Source organism: Arthrobacter sp. StoSoilA2, from assembly GCF_019977195.1.
Classification (GTDB): domain Bacteria; phylum Actinomycetota; class Actinomycetes; order Actinomycetales; family Micrococcaceae; genus Arthrobacter.
In genome coordinates, this window is the sequence record NZ_AP024643.1 from 3,958,935 (window position 1) to 3,974,007 (window position 15,073).

Genomic DNA, 15,073 nt, shown 5'->3' on the forward strand with positions numbered 1-15,073 from the left:
CCTGACCAAGGAGTCCCTTTGTCCTCCCCTGAACTCTCCCGAGGCCCATCCGAAAGCCCGTCCGGAGCATCGCCCGTATGGAACAGCATCAATGGCCTGGCCTACGGCGGCGACTACAACCCTGAGCAATGGCCAGAAGACGTCCGCCGTGAAGATATCGAGCTCATGAAGGAGGCGGGGGTCAATTTCCTGAGCGTCGCCATCTTCTCCTGGGGCCTGCTGGAACCGGTAGAAGGCCAGTACGATTTCGGCTGGCTGGACGACGTCCTGGACAACCTCCACGAAGCCGGCATCAAGGTGGCATTGGCTACGGCTACCGCGTCACCGCCAGCCTGGCTGGCCAGGAAACACCCCGAAATCCTTCCCGTGACAGCGGAAGGAACAAGGCTGGAACGCGGCTCGCGACGTCACTACACGCCGTCGTCCTCGATGTACCGCAAGTACGCAACCACGATGACGAAGGTCATCGCCCAACGCTACAAGAACCACCCCGCGCTGGCATTGTGGCATGTGGACAATGAGCTCGGCTGCCATGTTGGCGAGTTCTACGGCGAAGAAGACGCTGCCGCATTCCGGGCCTGGCTGGAACGCCGGTACGGATCCATCGAGGCCCTCAACGAGGCATGGGGAACCGCGTTCTGGTCCCAGCACTACGCCTCATTCGAGGAAATCATCCCGCCCGGCGCCGCACCCACCACGCTCAACCCGGGACAGCAGCTGGACTTTGCACGCTTCAACTCGTGGGCGTTCATCGATTACTACCGCGCCCTGCTGGCAGTAATCCGCGAAGTTACACCGAACGTCCCGGCCACCACCAACTTCATGGTTTCCAGTGCCACCAAAACCTTGGACTACTTCGATTGGTCCAAGGACATGGATGTGATCGCGAACGACCATTATCTGGTGGCTGCCGATCCTGAACGGGAAATCGAACTTGCCTTCAGCGCTGACCTCACGCGCGGCGTGGCCGGGGGCGAACCGTGGATCCTGATGGAACACTCCACATCGGCGGTCAACTGGCAGCCCCATAACCAGCCAAAGATGCCCGGGGAAATGCTCCGCAACTCCCTGGCCCATGTGGCCCGCGGCGCCGACGCCGTCATGTTCTTCCAATGGCGCCAGAGCAAGGCTGGATCTGAAAAATTCCACTCAGCCATGGTTCCGCACGGCGGTCGCGACACACAGGTCTGGCGCAATGTGGTGCAGCTCGGCCAAGCCCTCTCCAAGGTGGAATCCGTGAAGGGTTCCCGCGTGGAATCGCGCGTTGCTTTCGTCTTTGACTACGAAGCATGGTGGGCCTCCGAGCTGGACTCGCACCCAAGCCAGGACCTGAAGTACCTGGAAACCATGCGTGCTTTCCACCGCTCGCTGTACCTGCGTGGTGTCAGTGCGGACTTCGTCCACCCCTCCGCCGACCTCTCCGGCTACGATCTCATTCTGGTCTGCACCCTCTACGCCGTGACGGATGCCGCGGCCGCCTCTATCGCTGCCGCAGCAGAGGGCGGCGCAACGGTCCTCATCAGCTACTTCAGCGGCATCGTGGACGAGCAGGACCACGTTCGGCTGGGTGGCTACCCGGGCGCTTTCCGCGAATTGCTGGGTATCCGAACCGAGGAATTCCATCCGCTTTTCCCCGGCAGCACAGTCACCCTCAGCGATGGAACACTTGGTTCCTTGTGGAGCGAACACGTTCACGTGGCTGAATCTGACGGCCGGCCAGCTGAGGTTCTGGCTACCTTTACGGACTACCCGCTCGACGGCGTTCCCGCCCTCACGCGCAGACCCACCGGGGCGGGGGCGGCTTGGTACCTTGCGACACTACCCGACGCCGACGGCATCGATTCGCTGACTGCCCGCCTGCTGGAGGAAGCTGGGGTGACGGCCGTTGCCGAGGCTTCTGCCGGCGTCGAACTCACACGGCGGCGATCCGCGGATGGCAGCAGTTTCCTCTTCGCCATCAACCACAGCCGGGAGGACGTGACTGTGAAGGCCGACGGCGACGAGCTGCTGAGCGGAGCGCGCTTCACCGGCGTGGTCCCCGCCGGAGCTGTGGCAGTTATCGCGGAAGACTAGCCCAACCAAGTAGCAGCAGTGCGCGTTTTGAGCCTTCTAAACGCGCACAAATGCGACTCAGTTGGGTGCGCGCGCGCAAAAACCGCGCCCCGGACGGATCACGAATGATTCGCCCGGGACGCGGTTCTCTTGGTGCGGTGGTTCTCTTGGTCCGGTGCCGCCGGAAGCTAGGCTCCGATGGCGGACTTCATTTCGTCCACGGCCTTCTTGCCGGCTTCCTCGGTGGAGAGCCTATTGAACAGGACTTCCGAGGAGTAGCGCTTGATGATTTCCTGGATGGCACCTGCACCCTTGGGCGGCGCAGCCGGAGCTTCACCGAGCTCGGGCTGGATGTCACTGATGAAGTTGACCACCTTGGTGTCCGCCGGGGCCAGCTTGGGAGCGATTGCTTCGCGGACGTCCGAGTTGGGGTAGACGCCCCGGTCAGCCAGCAGTATTTCGCCGGCCTTGACGTTGTTCGTCAGGAAGTCGATGAACTTGGCCGTCTCTTCAGGGTGCTTGGTCCTGGAGGATGCAGACCAGAACTGGGAGGCCTTGTACCAAAGCTGGGTATCAGCGGCTTTGCCCGTCTTGGACGGGAAACGGAGGATTTGCAGCTCCCCGCCCGCAGCTTTCTCGAGCGCCGGCAACTGGTTGGACCACCAGAAGGCCATGCCGTTCTTGCCCGTTGCCAGGCCGCTCTGGTCCAGCGGCGCAGCTTCGGCTTCAACTATCTCCGATGCCGACGGAACGGCCTTCTTCTCGCTCATATCCTTCAGGAAGTCCCAGTAACCTGCGATGTCCGAGGGTTCGAAGCCAAGCTTGCCGTCCTGCGTGTACAGCGACTTGCCATTCTGGCGTAGCCACACACCCAGGGACGCCTCGTCGGTACCGTATGCAGCAGCCCCGTAGGTTCCCTTCGGCGACTTGCTGGTGACCTCAGCAGCGATGCGCTCGAAGTCTTCCCACGTCCAGGTCTTGTCATCCGGGAGTGCAACGCCGGCAGCCTTGAAGACCGCCGGATTGGCCAGGATCGTGGCAGCGTTGATGCCTGCCGCAATACCGGTGAGCCCCTTTGCGCCCTTGCCTGCGTTCAGTGCCGCTTCGTCCAGCTTGGAGGTGTCGATGTCGTACTTGGAGAGGTCCAGCAGCGCGCCGCGGGTGGAGTACTCGGTGATGTACTTTTCGTCCATCTGGATGATGTCCGGAGCATCGTTGGCAGCAACTTGCGTTGCCAGCTTGTCCCAGTAGCCGCTCCAGTCTCCATACTCGGCCTTGACCTTGATGTTGGGGTTCTCGGCTTCAAAAGCTGCAATGGCTGCCTGCGTCAATTGCGCACGCTTGTCGCCACCCCACCAGGAAAAGCGGAGCTCCACCTTGCCGTCGGCACTCTTTTGTTCTGCGCCACCGCCGCAAGCGCTAAGCGCCAGAACGGCAGCAGCTGTGGCAGCGATAATGGCGGAGGCGCGAAGCCGCCGCCTGGACCGCTTGCCCTTCGGTTCCGATGCCCGGGCCTTGGAAGCACCTTCGGGGGCGACTGCTTCACCCTTTGGAAATACCGGCACTGTTGTCTCCGATCCTCGTTGATCTTGATGCGAACTGAGAAAGCGTTTTCTTGCGTGGTTTTTATGGTACAAGTCACAATCTTGTATGACAAGATCCCAGCTTGTATTACTTGTCGGGGCGAAAGCCCCGGACTTCCATTGAGTACGGCAAGGTCCTACTTGATGCCGGTAGTTGCGATGCCCTTGATCAGGAACCGCTGGCCGAACAGGAAGACAAGGAACACCGGGAACAAGGACACGATGGACATCGCGAAGAGTGAGCCCCAGCTTGTAGCGGACTGCGAGTCAACGAAAGCGCGAAGCGCTACGGGGACAGTGAACATGTCCGGATCCGTGAGGTAGATGAGAGCACCGAAGAAGTCGTTCCAGGTCCAGATGAAGGTGAAGATCGTGGTGGTGGCGAGGGCCGGAACCATGAGGGGAAGTATGACGCGGAGGAAAATCCTCGGGTGGCCGGCGCCGTCAATGCGGGCAGCCTCATCCAGTTCCTTCGGAATGCCACGAATGAACTGCACCATGAGGAACACAAAGAACGCGTCCGTGGCCAGGAGCTTCGGCACAATCAGCGGCCAGAACGTGTTCACCCAACCGATCTGCGAAAACAGGATGTACTGCGGCACGATCACGACGTGGAACGGCAGCATGATGGTCAGCAGCATGATTCCGAAGAACAGCTTTTTGCCACTGAACTGAAGCCGGGCGAAGGCATAGGCGGCCATGGAGCACGAGATCAGGTTTCCGACGATCGAGCCGAGTACGACGATCGCAGAGTTGATCATGTAATGCCCGAACGGGTGCGTCAGCGCAGACCAGCCATCGGTGTAGTTGCTCATTTCCAGGTTGTTCAGCCAAAGGCCCGGCTCGCGGAAAATGAGGTCGTTGGGCCGCAGCGAGGAAACAACCATCCACAGCAGCGGATAGATCATGATCCCGCCAACGAGGATCAGGATGGCGTGCTTGATGAGTCCCTTGATGCGGGCGTTCCGGCTGAAGGCCAGGTTTCCTGGCGATTCGCGGCGGCGCGGGCTTTTACTGGGCTTGCTGCTTTGGTCCTCAGCTGCGGCCGGGAGGGTCTGGATTTTAGTCATCGTAGAACACCCAATACTTTGAAGCGATGAAGTTGATGGCAGTGAAGACGCCGATAATGACCAGAAGGAACCAGGCCATCGCCGAGGCGTAGCCCATATCGAACTGGCCGAAGCCCTTCTGGTACAGATACAGCGTGAAGAACATGGTGGAGTCGGACGGTCCGCCGTTTCCGCCGGAGACGATAAATGCCTGCGTGAACGACTGGAACGAACCAATGATTTGCAGCACCAGGTTGAAGAAGATGATGGGGCTCAGCATGGGCAGCGTGATGCGCCAGAACTTCTGCAAGGTGGTGGCGCCGTCAACTTCGGCGGCCTCGTAGTACATGTTCGGGATCTGGCGCAGGCCCGCCAGGAAGATGATCATCGGGCTGCCGAACGTCCAGACATGCAGCAGGATGATGGAGCCGAGCGCCGTGTTTGGATCCGAGATCCATCCAGGCCCCTGGATGCCGATCATGGCAAGGACCTGGTTCACAAGGCCGGTGGTGCCGAAGATCTGCTTCCAAAGAATCGCAACAGCCACAGATCCGCCCAGGAGGGACGGCAAATAGAAGATGGAACGGTAGAACGGAAGGCCGCGAAGCCCTTTGTCCAGGACCAGGGCGATGACAAGGGCCACAGCCAGTTGGAGCGGCACGCCTACCAACACGTAGGTGAAAGTAACCCGCAAGGAGTTATGGAGGCGGGCATCGCCGAACATGCGGACGAAGTTGTCGATTCCCACCCACTGCGGTGGTTGCAGAAGGTTGTAGTCCGTGAAGGACAGGTACAACGACATCAGCATCGGACCCACGGTGATGACCACGAGGCCGATCAGCCACGGAAGCAGGAAAACATAGGCGGCCTTGTTGTCGCGGCCGTTCGCCTTCTTCTCTTCCTTGGTCATGGGCCCCTTGCGGCGTGTCATGGTGGAGAGTTCGCCGATGGCGCTCATCGCTTCCCTCCAGCCTGACCGCGAACGCCTTTCGGCGTCCCCGTGTGTTCATATGCGGCCATGTGGTCTCCTTTGGTCATCGTGGCCATCCACGGAGTACGAGTGTGGTTGATGCTTGCCTTCCGGGACGCCGCCATTCTCCTGGCGGTACCCCTTGACTCGCCGGGATGTGCATCCTGGTGATCAGCGGCTCCGTACCAAAGTAAACGCTTTCTTGACCCATGTACAGCCTTTTGCTAATTTTTGAGAAAGCGTTTTCTGAGGAAGTCGCCCATACCTGGTTTACACACGCCGAAGAAGCCCGGCGTGTGCTTTCGCACATCATCCGCACCAAAAAGGCAGGACACCATTGTTCCCCAAGCACGGCGACTGCCATGACCACTGCTGACATGGCAGGAATGCCCATCCGCCCCAGTGCTCTTGGCCGCTACGAGGATTGGCCCGCTTACGCCGCCCGGAAGCACTTCGCGGCAGGCTCTCCAAGTGCGCAGCAGCTGGTTGACACCCTCGGCGTCCCTCCCACTGCACCGGTTCCGAAATACAGGGTAGACACCGAAACAAAGCACGACGGCGTCATCACCACCGGCCTGTCCTGGCAGCTTGGTTTCGGGCCAAGGACCTCGGCTTGGTTCGTGCGGCCAACCGGCATCACGGACCCACTACCCGGGATACTGGCCCTTCATTGCCATGGCGGGATCAAATCCCATGGCGCGGAACGGCTTGTCCTGCTTCCAGGAGATGAAGGGAACGACGCCGGGGCCACCACTCCGGTTGGCTTCGGTCCCGTGCCGGCCCAGTTACGGGAAGAGCTCTACGGTGGGCGGCCCATGGCTACATGGCTTGCCCAGCAGGGTTTCGCTGTCCTGGCACACGACGCCTTCATGTGGGGCAGCCGCGGCTTTGGCCTGGAAGACCAGCCTTGGCGGACGGCCCGGGCCATCAACGGCCAGCAGGCACTGTGGCGGGAGGCCGGCGTCGAACCATCCTCGGCGGATCTTTACAACGCAGCAGCGGCCGATCACGAAGAAACCGTGGCAAAAGCCGCAACGCTCCTTGGCACCAGCATCGCCGGCACGGTCGCGCATGACGACCTCGCGGCGTTGGCCGTCCTGGCGTCCCTCCCCGGAGTCGATCCGGAACGCCTTGGTTGCACCGGATTTTCAGGTGGAGGCGGCCGGGCCATGGTGCTCGCCGCCCTTAGTCCACTGATCCGCAGCTACGTGGTCACCTGCATGATGACCACCTTCGCGTCCCTCCTTCCCGCCTACCTCGATGCGCATTCCTGGTTGCTCCACTCCCCTGGCCTGTCAAAGCTTGGGGATTGGCCCGATCTTGTGGTGCGTTCAACTGCCGGCGCTGTCCTGGTCCAATACGCACTGGCCGACCAGCTGTTTCCGGAAGCGGGAATGCGCGACGCCGATGCCCACCTTTCGCAGCGGATGCCGGCTGGGCGGTACACAGGCAGCTTTTGGCCCGGGCCCCATGTTTTTTCCACCGCCATGCAGGAAGAGGCGGCAACTTTTCTCTCCTCCACCCTCCAGGCCAATGAAGCCCCGGGTTTCCCCTCAACTGATCCCGCTAGGACAGCACTATGACTTTGCCCGCAACGGCGCCCCACACAAGCTCGGCCACCCACAACCAACTGCCCCGGGTAGCACTGGTTGGCGTTCACGGATTCGGCGAACGACACCTTGAAAACCTCCATCGGCTCAATTCCGCCGGAGTGCTTGAACTAGTGGCTGTTGCCGATCCACAGCCACCGGCCCAAGGCCAGTTGCCTCCCGATGTGGGCGTCTACAGTTCCTTGGATGAGCTCCTGGCTGCGGGAAATGCCCCCGACGTCGTCATCATTTCCACTCCTATCCAAACCCACGCCACCCTCGCCCTCGCCGCTTTGAGGGCCGGTGCCAACCTCTACCTCGAAAAGCCTCCCGTGGCTTCCATGGCGCAGTACGAAAGCGTCCTCGCAGCGTCGGCGAGCGCCGGGCGGATGGTTCAAGTCGGTTTCCAAAGCCTTGGTTCGCACGCCCTTCCCGCCATTGAAAAGCTTGTGGCATCGGGAGAAATCGGCGAGGTCCGCGGCATCAGCGCGACCGGCCAATGGCTTCGGACAAAGCGGTACTTCACGCGCTCCCGCTGGGCCGGCAAGCGAAGCCTGAATGGTACGGATGTTGTGGACGGCGTAGCGACGAACGCCTTGGCACACGCCGTGGCCACCGGGCTGCGACTCGCTGGTGCCAGGACCCTTGCGGACGTCGACTTGGTTGAAACCGACCTTTACCGGGCGAATGACACCGAAAGCGATGACACCTCAGTGATCAGGGTCCGGACCGCAACGGGCACAGTGCTGACCTGCGCACTGACATTATGCGCGCCCGTGCAGTCAGCGCCATCGGTGACCGTCTACGGCACGCTCGGGCAGATCCGGCTTTCCTACACCGAAGACAAAGTGGAGATCACTACTCCCGACGGGATCCGGAATGAGGCCTTCGGGCGGACGGACTTGCTGGAAAACCTCCTTTCAGCACGGACCGAACAGGATCTGCTCAGCCCATTGAGTGAAACGGGCGCCTATATGTCCGTGTTGGAAGCGGTCCGGACCTCGGACGCACCCCGGCTCATCCATCCGGACCACGTGACGTGGCTGGGCGAAGGCGACGACGCCCATGCCGTGGTGCAGGCCGTGGAATCGTGGATCCGCCGGGCCGCCCTTGGGCAAGCAACGTTTGCGGAACTCGGGACGCCGTGGGTTTCGAAGACGGAGGCCGGACAGACGGGGGCTACAGCAGTCAAGCCAGAGCTGAAAGTCAACGGAATATCCGTGGCTACGATGCACGACGGTTCGCGCATCCGGCCAACCTCCTCGCCGCGTCCATATCTCCACCCCGTTCGAACCCTTGCCGGCACGGTTGTATGTGACCACATTCCGGAGGACCATGTGTGGCACCTTGGAGCAGGGGTCGCCATCCAGGATGTCGACGGCGTCAATTTCTGGGGTGGCCGGACCTACACCCGCGACGCCGGAGCGTACGTCTGGCGCAAGGACCACGGCCGCGTGCTCGTTGAGTCCGCGGAGCACAGGGATGGTCAGAGGGACGAGCTGCTGAGCTGGGTGGGCCCCGACGGCAAGCCCCTCCTCCGCGAACAGCGCGAGTGGCGCTGGGCCGCCGTCGGGAATTCCGCCTGGCAGCTGACGCTGGACTTCACGCTCGAATCCGCCACGGGACGCTCGGTGCTGCTGGGCAGCCCCGGTTCCAACGGAAGGCCGCAGGGCGGTTACGGTGGCTTCTTCTGGCGCCTGCCGAGGGTCAGTGATGCGACCATCTGGACCCCTGTGGCGCGTGGTGAAGATGCCGTCCATGGCAGCGTCGCGCCCTGGCTGGCTTGGTCAGGAACTTTCGACGCCGGAACGGCCGGGGGCCGCAGTGCGGGCGACCCGGGCCTGGGCCATCCTGCAACGCTCGTTTTCCTGGCATCCCCCCAAGCCCCGGACCCCTGGTTCGTTCGGCACTCGGGCTATCCGGGTGTGGGGCTGTCCTTGGCCTGGGACTCTCCAGTGGCCGCAGAACCCGGCCGCCCTGTGCATCGCACCGTCAGGGTGCTCATCGCTGACGGCTTCCTGGCCACTCAGGACATTGAACAGCTCATCTCAACCCAGGGGGACCCAGCATGAACGCTCCGACTCGATCTGCAGTGACACCCGACGCCGCGCCAACATCCGGCACCGCGTCCCCGGCTCCCGGCAATGCCGCCGACCGCGTGGTGAAGCGCCGCCGCATGCTGGACATCCTGGACCATTCGGGTCGCGACTCACTTCTGCTCACCAGCAACACGGCACTCACGTGGTACCTGGACGGCAGCCGGGTCCATATCAGCCTGGCAGGGGATCCCATCGCGGCCCTCCTGGTGGATCGAGCCGGGGATCACTTGGTGACGTTCAACAATGAAGCCGGCCGCATCGAGGCCGAGGAACTTCCGGAGGGCGTCAACCTGCACAGTGTTCCGTGGCACGGCCAGTTGCACGCATCTGCGGCCGCGCTGGCCGATGACGGAAACCCGCTGATGGAAGCCGCCGTCGCAGGGGAACTACGGGCAGCGCGACAACAGCTGCTGCCTGCAGAAACAGCCCGCTATGCCCGGCTGTCCGCCGACGCAGCAACCGCGATGACGGACGTCCTCACGGCAGCAACGCCCGCGACAACCGAATTTGAGCTTGTCTCGGACCTGGCTGCCCGGATTGTGGCAGTGGGCGCCGAGCCCCTTGTGCTGCTGTGCAACGGGGCGGCGAGAAGCGGTTTCCGCCACCCGCTGGCAACGCACGCCCCCATCGGGCGCAGGGCCATGGTTGTGGTTTGCGCACGTCGTCATGGCTTGGTGGCCAACGTGACCCGTTGGGTAGCGTTCGACGCCGGTAGCGCGCAGGAGCTCGACGCCGAAGCCCGCATCGCGGCAGTTGAAGCAGACATCTTCCGGGCCACCGTGCCGGGTGCCAAGCTCAGTGAGGTCTTCGCCGAGATTCAGGATGCCTATGTGCGCCACCTTTTTGGTCCCGATCAATGGACCCTGCATCACCAAGGTGGTCCTGCAGGTTATGCGGGCCGTGATCCGCGGGTCACCGCGGACGTGACGGACAGGATCGTCCTCCACCAGCCGTTCACGTGGAACCCCTCAGGACCTGGTGTGAAAATCGAAGACACCGTGCTGCTCACGGACTCGGGGCTGCGCGTGCTGACCGTGGACCACCGCTGGCCGACGACGGAAGTGGACGGTCGCCGTCGTCCGATCACCCTGCGGCAGTAGCGCCTTCGTCAAGCTCGAGTCAACGCGAAAGAGGCGGGGTCACCGCGATTGTGACCCCGCCTCTTTCATCTGCTCTTACCCAAGTAAGTCGCAGTTAAGCGCGTTTTGACGGCTCAAAACGCGCTTAACTGCTACTTAGTTGGGTGCGCTGTAGGTGAGTTAGCCGAGCGTCAGCACGCCGTCCACACGGCGCGGGATGCCCAACGGGTTCGCCTCGCGCAGGGCCGGCTGCAGGATGCTTTCCGGAGCGTCCTGGTAAGCCACGGGACGCTGGAAGCGGCGAACCGCGGTAGCGCCCACTGAGGTAAACAGCGATGTGGTGGCGGGGTACGGTCCTCCGTGCTGCTGCGACCAGTTCACGGCAACGCCAGTGGGCCAACCGTCAAACAGGACCCTGCCGGCGAGCTCACTCAGCTGCTCCACAAGCGCTGAAATGTCCTCACCTGGCTGCGCGTGTACGGTGCCGGTGAGGCTGCCCGGAACCTTGGCGAGCGCCTGAGACAGTTCGTCGTTGTTGGCGTACTCAATGAGGAGAGTTGTGGGGCCGAAGCACTCCTCCAGCAGCTCATCCGGACGTTCCAGCACGTTGGCGGCGCTCGTTGAGAACACCACCGGAGCGGCGCCATCGGCCAGGCTGTCCTGATCCACAATGCCGCTCACCACCGCAACACCCGGCTGCTCGGCGACGCTGCGCAAGCCGTAAGGGTAGGCCTCCGCGATCCGCTCGGTCAGCATGGCGGCGGTCGGTTTGTCCTTGCTCGCCTCAGCCACCTGGGCAGCGAAGTCGGTGCCCGCAGGGATGAAAACGAGTCCTGGCTTGGTGCAGAACTGCCCCGCTCCCTGGGTGAACGAACCAGCCAGGCCGGCAGCAAGTTCTTTAGCACGATCAGCCAAAGCACCATCCGTGATGACCACCGGGTTCAGGCTGCCCAGTTCGCCGTAGAAGGGGATCGGTTCCGGGCGGGACGTTGCGAGGTCGAACAGTGCGCGGCCGCCGGGAATGGACCCGGTGAAGCCCACCGCCTTGATGGCGGGATCCTGCACCAATGCCGTACCGGCCTCGCGTCCGCTCACGAGGGCGAAGATGCCCTCCGGGGCCCCGGCCTTGGCCAAGGCTTCGGTCACGATCCCGGCAGTCCGCTCGGACAGTCGTAGATGGCCGGAATGTGCTTTGACGATCACCGGACAGCCGACAGCCAGCGCCGATGCGGTGTCGCCACCGGCCACCGAGAACGCGAACGGGAAGTTCGACGCCGAGAACACGGCCACCGGTCCAATCGGACGCAGGATGCGGCGCAGGTCAGGCCTGGGCGGGGTGGCGGCAGGATCCGCGTGATCGATGACGGCCTCCAAGTACGAGCCCTCCGTGATCACCCTCGCGAACAACCGGAGTTGGCCGCTCGTCCGCGCCACCTCACCGGTGAGCCGAACCGTGCCAAGGCTGGTTTCGGAGTCAGCTATGGCCACCAGTTCCGTCACGTTGGCGTCCAGGGCGTCGGCGACGGCGGTCAGCCAGGCTGCGCGCTCGGCGTCGGACGCTGCGGCGGTCACCTTGAAGGCTGCGGCGGCAGCGGCTGTAACCTCGGTCAGGTCAAGAGTTGCTGTACTCAATGTGGTTTCCTTTACTCTCAGGGGCGGAGCTCTGACGCGCGGCCGGCGTTGCGGCAAAGTCGAAGCCAAGACCTGGACGGCCTACGGAGCTGAGCCTGCTGTTGCGGATTCGGATGGGAGAGGGCCCGGCGAGGATGCCGAGTTGCTCGAAGGAAGCGTCTTCCACTTCTTCCACGCTCACGGCCTCAGCCAAGGTGAGCGCCAATTGTCCGGAGAGCTCCGGCAGAAGGTGCGGCGCCACCCTGATGCTGTTCGCACGGGCCAACTCAACGATCCTGCGGAACGGCGTAATGCCGCCCACGCGGACAATGTTGGGTTGGATGATGTCAACAGCTTCGGCTTCGATGAAGTCACGGAAACGGTAGGTAGTGTGGACGTTCTCGCCAAGCGCGATAGGCACCGGAGAATGTTTACGCAGGCGCCGGTAGGCCCACAGATCGTCAGCACGGATTGGCTCTTCAAGCCATTCCAATCCGTACTCCCCCAAAACATCCAAGGCACGGAAAGTGTGCGCCAGGTCCCAGCGTTGGTTGGCATCAATCATGAGCAGGCGGTCGGGGCCAATGACCTGCCGAACGGCTGCCACCCGTTCAGCGTCTTCGCGTAGCTCAGGCTTTCCCACCTTGATCTTCACAGCCTTATGACCAGCGGCAACCCAGCGCTGTGCCTGCTCCACGAGCTGTTCCAGGGAGTAGTGGAGATTCACACCCGAGCCATAGACCTCCACCGATTCCTGGCGTTGGCCCAGAAGCGCGGTGACGGACGTGCCCGCCTGCCGCGCTTTAAGGTCCCACAGCGCAAGGTCCACGCCGGCCATGGCGATGGTGGTCAGGCCTCCCCCGCCAGCTTCGTGCAGACGCTTCCACAGCTGGTCCCAGACGATCTCCGGGTTGGCCTCAAGCCCAAGGACGAAGGGGGCGATGTCGTGCTCCAGGAGCGCTTTGACCGCTTGGGGACCAATAGTAGGTGTCCACGAGAAACCGTGGCCCACGCCGCCGTCGTCAGTGGTTAGTTCGGTGACGATCACATGGTTCTCGGGGGCTTCAGCACCCCAGCTGCGCAGCAACGGAACCGTGATCAACCGTGTGCTGAGTCCGGTAATGCGCGCTGTCATCAGCTGACGGCCAACTCATGGCCCTTGGCCAGGATCGACTTGAGCTCCAACAGCTGTTCCTCCGTAGGGTCAACCAGCGGTGGTCGGACGGAGCCAACCGGGAGCCCTGCCAGGCGAAGGCCTGCCTTAATCAGCGAGACGCCAAAGCCGGGCGTCTGGTCCCGAAGCCTCACAAGGGGCGAATAGAACCCCTCGAGCAGGGCGTTGCGCCGTTCCTCGTCACCTGACACGTAGGCGTCGTAATAGGCCTTTGCAATCTCCGGGGCCATGGCAAATGCGGCCGAGGAGTAGAGCGGGATGCCCAAGCCACGGTAAGCGCCCTGGGTCAGCTCTGCCGTGAGGAGTCCGTTGAAAAGTGCGAAGTCGGTTCGGCCGCTGGCGTTGATGGCCGATACGATTTCCTGCGCGAGGCCGACGTCCCCGATCCCGTCCTTGAACCCGATGACCTTGGGATTGGCAGTAAGGCGGGTCATGGCCGCGGCAGTGAACTTCGCCGTGCCACGGTGATAGACGATCACGGGGAGGCTACTGGCAGCGGCGATGGCCTCGACGTAAGCAACCACGCCGTCTGTTGGCCCTGTAACGAGGTACGGCGGGAGAACCAGCAGGGCATCGGCGCCTGCCTCCTCGGCAACCTTGGCGGCAGCAAGTGCGTGGCCGAGCGGGCCGCCGGCGCCTGCGACTACCGGAACAGCACCGGCAACAGCTTCGACGGCGGCAGCCACCACAGTGCGGATCTCATCCAGGGAGAGGGCGTGGAATTCACCCGTGCCACACGCTGGAAAAACACCTCCGGGGCCGTAAGGAAGGCGCGAGGTGATGTGCTCCTTCAGAAGGGCTACATCCACCGAGCCGTCTTCGGCAAAGGGTGTGACGGGGAAAAACAATACGCCGTCGAAGTTCATGGTGTCTCCTTGGTTGCTCCCGCCGGGACCAGGCCGGCAGGATTCTCGTCGTTGAGTAGTGCTTGCTCTGATGCTGCTGAGTCTTCGCCTTCGAAGGGCGGCGTAAGTTCGGTTCGCCAACTGCGCTTGGGCTCCCAGCCCAGAAGCTCACGCGCTTTCCCGATGGAGAACGCGGGGCTGGTACCGGACAGGTGTTCGGTAAGCGGGCCGCTGCCCGGCAAAAAACGCGGGAACAGCTCAGCGAGCGGAGCAGTGGCCAAGGCATCCTTCGCTCCGACGAAGAAGACCTGCCCGTTGGGGATGGCGTCCATCTTCTCCAGCAGCACGTCCAGGAAGTCTGCCACGTCCCTGGCATCGACATAGTTGAACAGTGCCGGCGCGGACAGCGCGGGATCCTGCAACCGCTCGCGAACCGTGTGGCCCTGCTGCGTGGGCGCGCCCTGCCATTCCTCGGGGGAAATGACGTAGCACGGCCGGAACGCTGCGTAGCGGATCTTGTCCCCCTGCGCCGCGGCAAACATCTGCACTGTCTGCTCGGCGATCAGCTTGGACAACGCGTAAGCATTCCAGGGCTTGGGCGGCGTCTGCTCGTCCAACGGGAACGACGGCGGCAGCCAACCGGCCGGTGAGCCGTAGCCCAGGGCGGTGGGGCTGCTTGCCGTAATAATCTTCGGAATACCCGCGTCGGTGGCTGCACTTATGACCGCGTAGGCGAGCCGGGTGTTGGTACTGAAGATGACTTCCTCAGGGGCGCTGAAAGGTACGGCGATAGCAGCGAGGTGGATGACGGCGTCGGGAGTTGTTTCCCGGAGGAGCCGCTCAGCTTCTCCCGGGGCCAAAAGGTCCGCTGCGTACTGCACGGCGCCGGCCGGCAACTGCTCCGCCGGGATGGCGTCGCGGTCAACCGATACCACCTCGTGTCCGGCCTGGGCGAGGCCGGCCACGACGCTGCGGCCAAGCCTGCCGGAACCGCCGGTGACGAAAATCCTGCTCATGGTGTT

General features: G+C 62.9%; 11 protein-coding genes. 4 read left to right on the forward strand and 7 right to left on the reverse strand.

All coding sequences use genetic code 11. The features are described 5' to 3' along the window. Positions 1 to 18 precede the first annotated feature (18 nt). Positions 19 to 2,073 carry a beta-galactosidase gene (locus tag LDN82_RS17985; protein WP_224165284.1) on the forward strand — a complete coding sequence of 685 codons (2,055 nt, stop codon included), beginning with the start codon at positions 19 to 21 and terminating at the stop codon, positions 2,071 to 2,073. A 167-nt stretch (positions 2,074 to 2,240) separates the two neighbouring features. Here LDN82_RS17985 and LDN82_RS17990 read toward each other — a convergent pair whose 3' ends face one another. The 3 genes from LDN82_RS17990 to LDN82_RS18000 form a co-directional block, all read right to left on the reverse strand. Then, entirely contained in the window at positions 2,241 to 3,617 is a 1,377-nt protein-coding gene (locus LDN82_RS17990; RefSeq protein WP_224165285.1) for an extracellular solute-binding protein, read from the reverse strand. Between the two features lie 155 nt (positions 3,618 to 3,772). Beyond that, entirely contained in the window at positions 3,773 to 4,705 is a 933-nt protein-coding gene (locus LDN82_RS17995) for a carbohydrate ABC transporter permease (protein WP_224088802.1), read from the reverse strand. Beyond that, complete coding sequence (locus tag LDN82_RS18000; RefSeq protein WP_223934407.1) at positions 4,698 to 5,642, reverse strand: sugar ABC transporter permease; 945 nt, start codon at positions 5,640 to 5,642, stop codon at positions 4,698 to 4,700. The genes LDN82_RS17995 and LDN82_RS18000 overlap by 8 nt, the downstream gene beginning before the upstream one ends. A gap of 374 nt (positions 5,643 to 6,016) precedes the next feature. Here LDN82_RS18000 and LDN82_RS18005 point away from each other — a divergent pair, with 374 nt between their 5' ends. The 3 genes from LDN82_RS18005 to LDN82_RS18015 all read left to right on the forward strand — a co-directional run bounded on the left by LDN82_RS18005 (position 6,017) and on the right by LDN82_RS18015 (position 10,442). After that, positions 6,017 to 7,237, forward strand: coding sequence for an acetylxylan esterase (locus tag LDN82_RS18005; protein WP_224165286.1), 1,221 nt, complete (start codon positions 6,017 to 6,019; stop codon positions 7,235 to 7,237). Further along, positions 7,234 to 9,315 carry a DUF6807 family protein gene (locus LDN82_RS18010; protein WP_224088806.1) on the forward strand — a complete coding sequence of 694 codons (2,082 nt, stop codon included), beginning with the start codon at positions 7,234 to 7,236 and terminating at the stop codon, positions 9,313 to 9,315. The genes LDN82_RS18005 and LDN82_RS18010 overlap by 4 nt, the downstream gene beginning before the upstream one ends. A 104-nt stretch (positions 9,316 to 9,419) precedes the next feature. Next, complete coding sequence (locus LDN82_RS18015; protein WP_224091152.1) at positions 9,420 to 10,442, forward strand: M24 family metallopeptidase; 1,023 nt, start codon at positions 9,420 to 9,422, stop codon at positions 10,440 to 10,442. A 159-nt stretch (positions 10,443 to 10,601) separates the two neighbouring features. On the opposite strand, the gene LDN82_RS18020 is transcribed toward LDN82_RS18015, so the two are convergent. From LDN82_RS18020 to LDN82_RS18035, 4 genes are read right to left on the reverse strand one after another with little or no spacing between them, the layout of a single operon-like run. Next, positions 10,602 to 12,053: an aldehyde dehydrogenase (NADP(+)) gene (locus tag LDN82_RS18020; protein WP_224165287.1), complete on the reverse strand. Its 1,452-nt coding sequence runs from the start codon at positions 12,051 to 12,053 to the stop codon at positions 10,602 to 10,604. Next, positions 12,034 to 13,167, reverse strand: a complete 1,134-nt coding sequence (locus LDN82_RS18025; RefSeq protein WP_224165288.1) for a mandelate racemase/muconate lactonizing enzyme family protein — start codon at positions 13,165 to 13,167, stop codon at positions 12,034 to 12,036. Before LDN82_RS18025 ends, LDN82_RS18020 begins: the two co-directional genes overlap by 20 nt. Next, the gene (locus tag LDN82_RS18030) at positions 13,167 to 14,072 is read right to left on the reverse strand and encodes a 5-dehydro-4-deoxyglucarate dehydratase (protein ID WP_224165289.1); all 906 of its coding nucleotides are present in this window, start codon (positions 14,070 to 14,072) and stop codon (positions 13,167 to 13,169) included. The genes LDN82_RS18025 and LDN82_RS18030 overlap by 1 nt, the downstream gene beginning before the upstream one ends. Further along, complete coding sequence (locus tag LDN82_RS18035; RefSeq protein WP_224165290.1) at positions 14,069 to 15,067, reverse strand: NAD(P)-dependent oxidoreductase; 999 nt, start codon at positions 15,065 to 15,067, stop codon at positions 14,069 to 14,071. Before LDN82_RS18035 ends, LDN82_RS18030 begins: the two co-directional genes overlap by 4 nt. Positions 15,068 to 15,073 lie beyond the last annotated feature (6 nt).

Coding starts and splice junctions, on each gene's coding strand:
- LDN82_RS18005 (WP_224165286.1), top strand. CDS start 6,017: ATGACCACTGCTGACATGGCAGGAATGCCCATCCGCCCCAGTGCTCTT.
- LDN82_RS18030 (WP_224165289.1), bottom strand. CDS start 14,072: ATGAACTTCGACGGCGTATTGTTTTTCCCCGTCACACCCTTTGCCGAA.
- LDN82_RS18035 (WP_224165290.1), bottom strand. CDS start 15,067: ATGAGCAGGATTTTCGTCACCGGCGGTTCCGGCAGGCTTGGCCGCAGC.
- LDN82_RS17995 (WP_224088802.1), bottom strand. CDS start 4,705: ATGACTAAAATCCAGACCCTCCCGGCCGCAGCTGAGGACCAAAGCAGC.
- LDN82_RS18015 (WP_224091152.1), top strand. CDS start 9,420: ATGCTGGACATCCTGGACCATTCGGGTCGCGACTCACTTCTGCTCACC.
- LDN82_RS18000 (WP_223934407.1), bottom strand. CDS start 5,642: ATGAGCGCCATCGGCGAACTCTCCACCATGACACGCCGCAAGGGGCCC.
- LDN82_RS18025 (WP_224165288.1), bottom strand. CDS start 13,167: ATGACAGCGCGCATTACCGGACTCAGCACACGGTTGATCACGGTTCCG.
- LDN82_RS18010 (WP_224088806.1), top strand. CDS start 7,234: ATGACTTTGCCCGCAACGGCGCCCCACACAAGCTCGGCCACCCACAAC.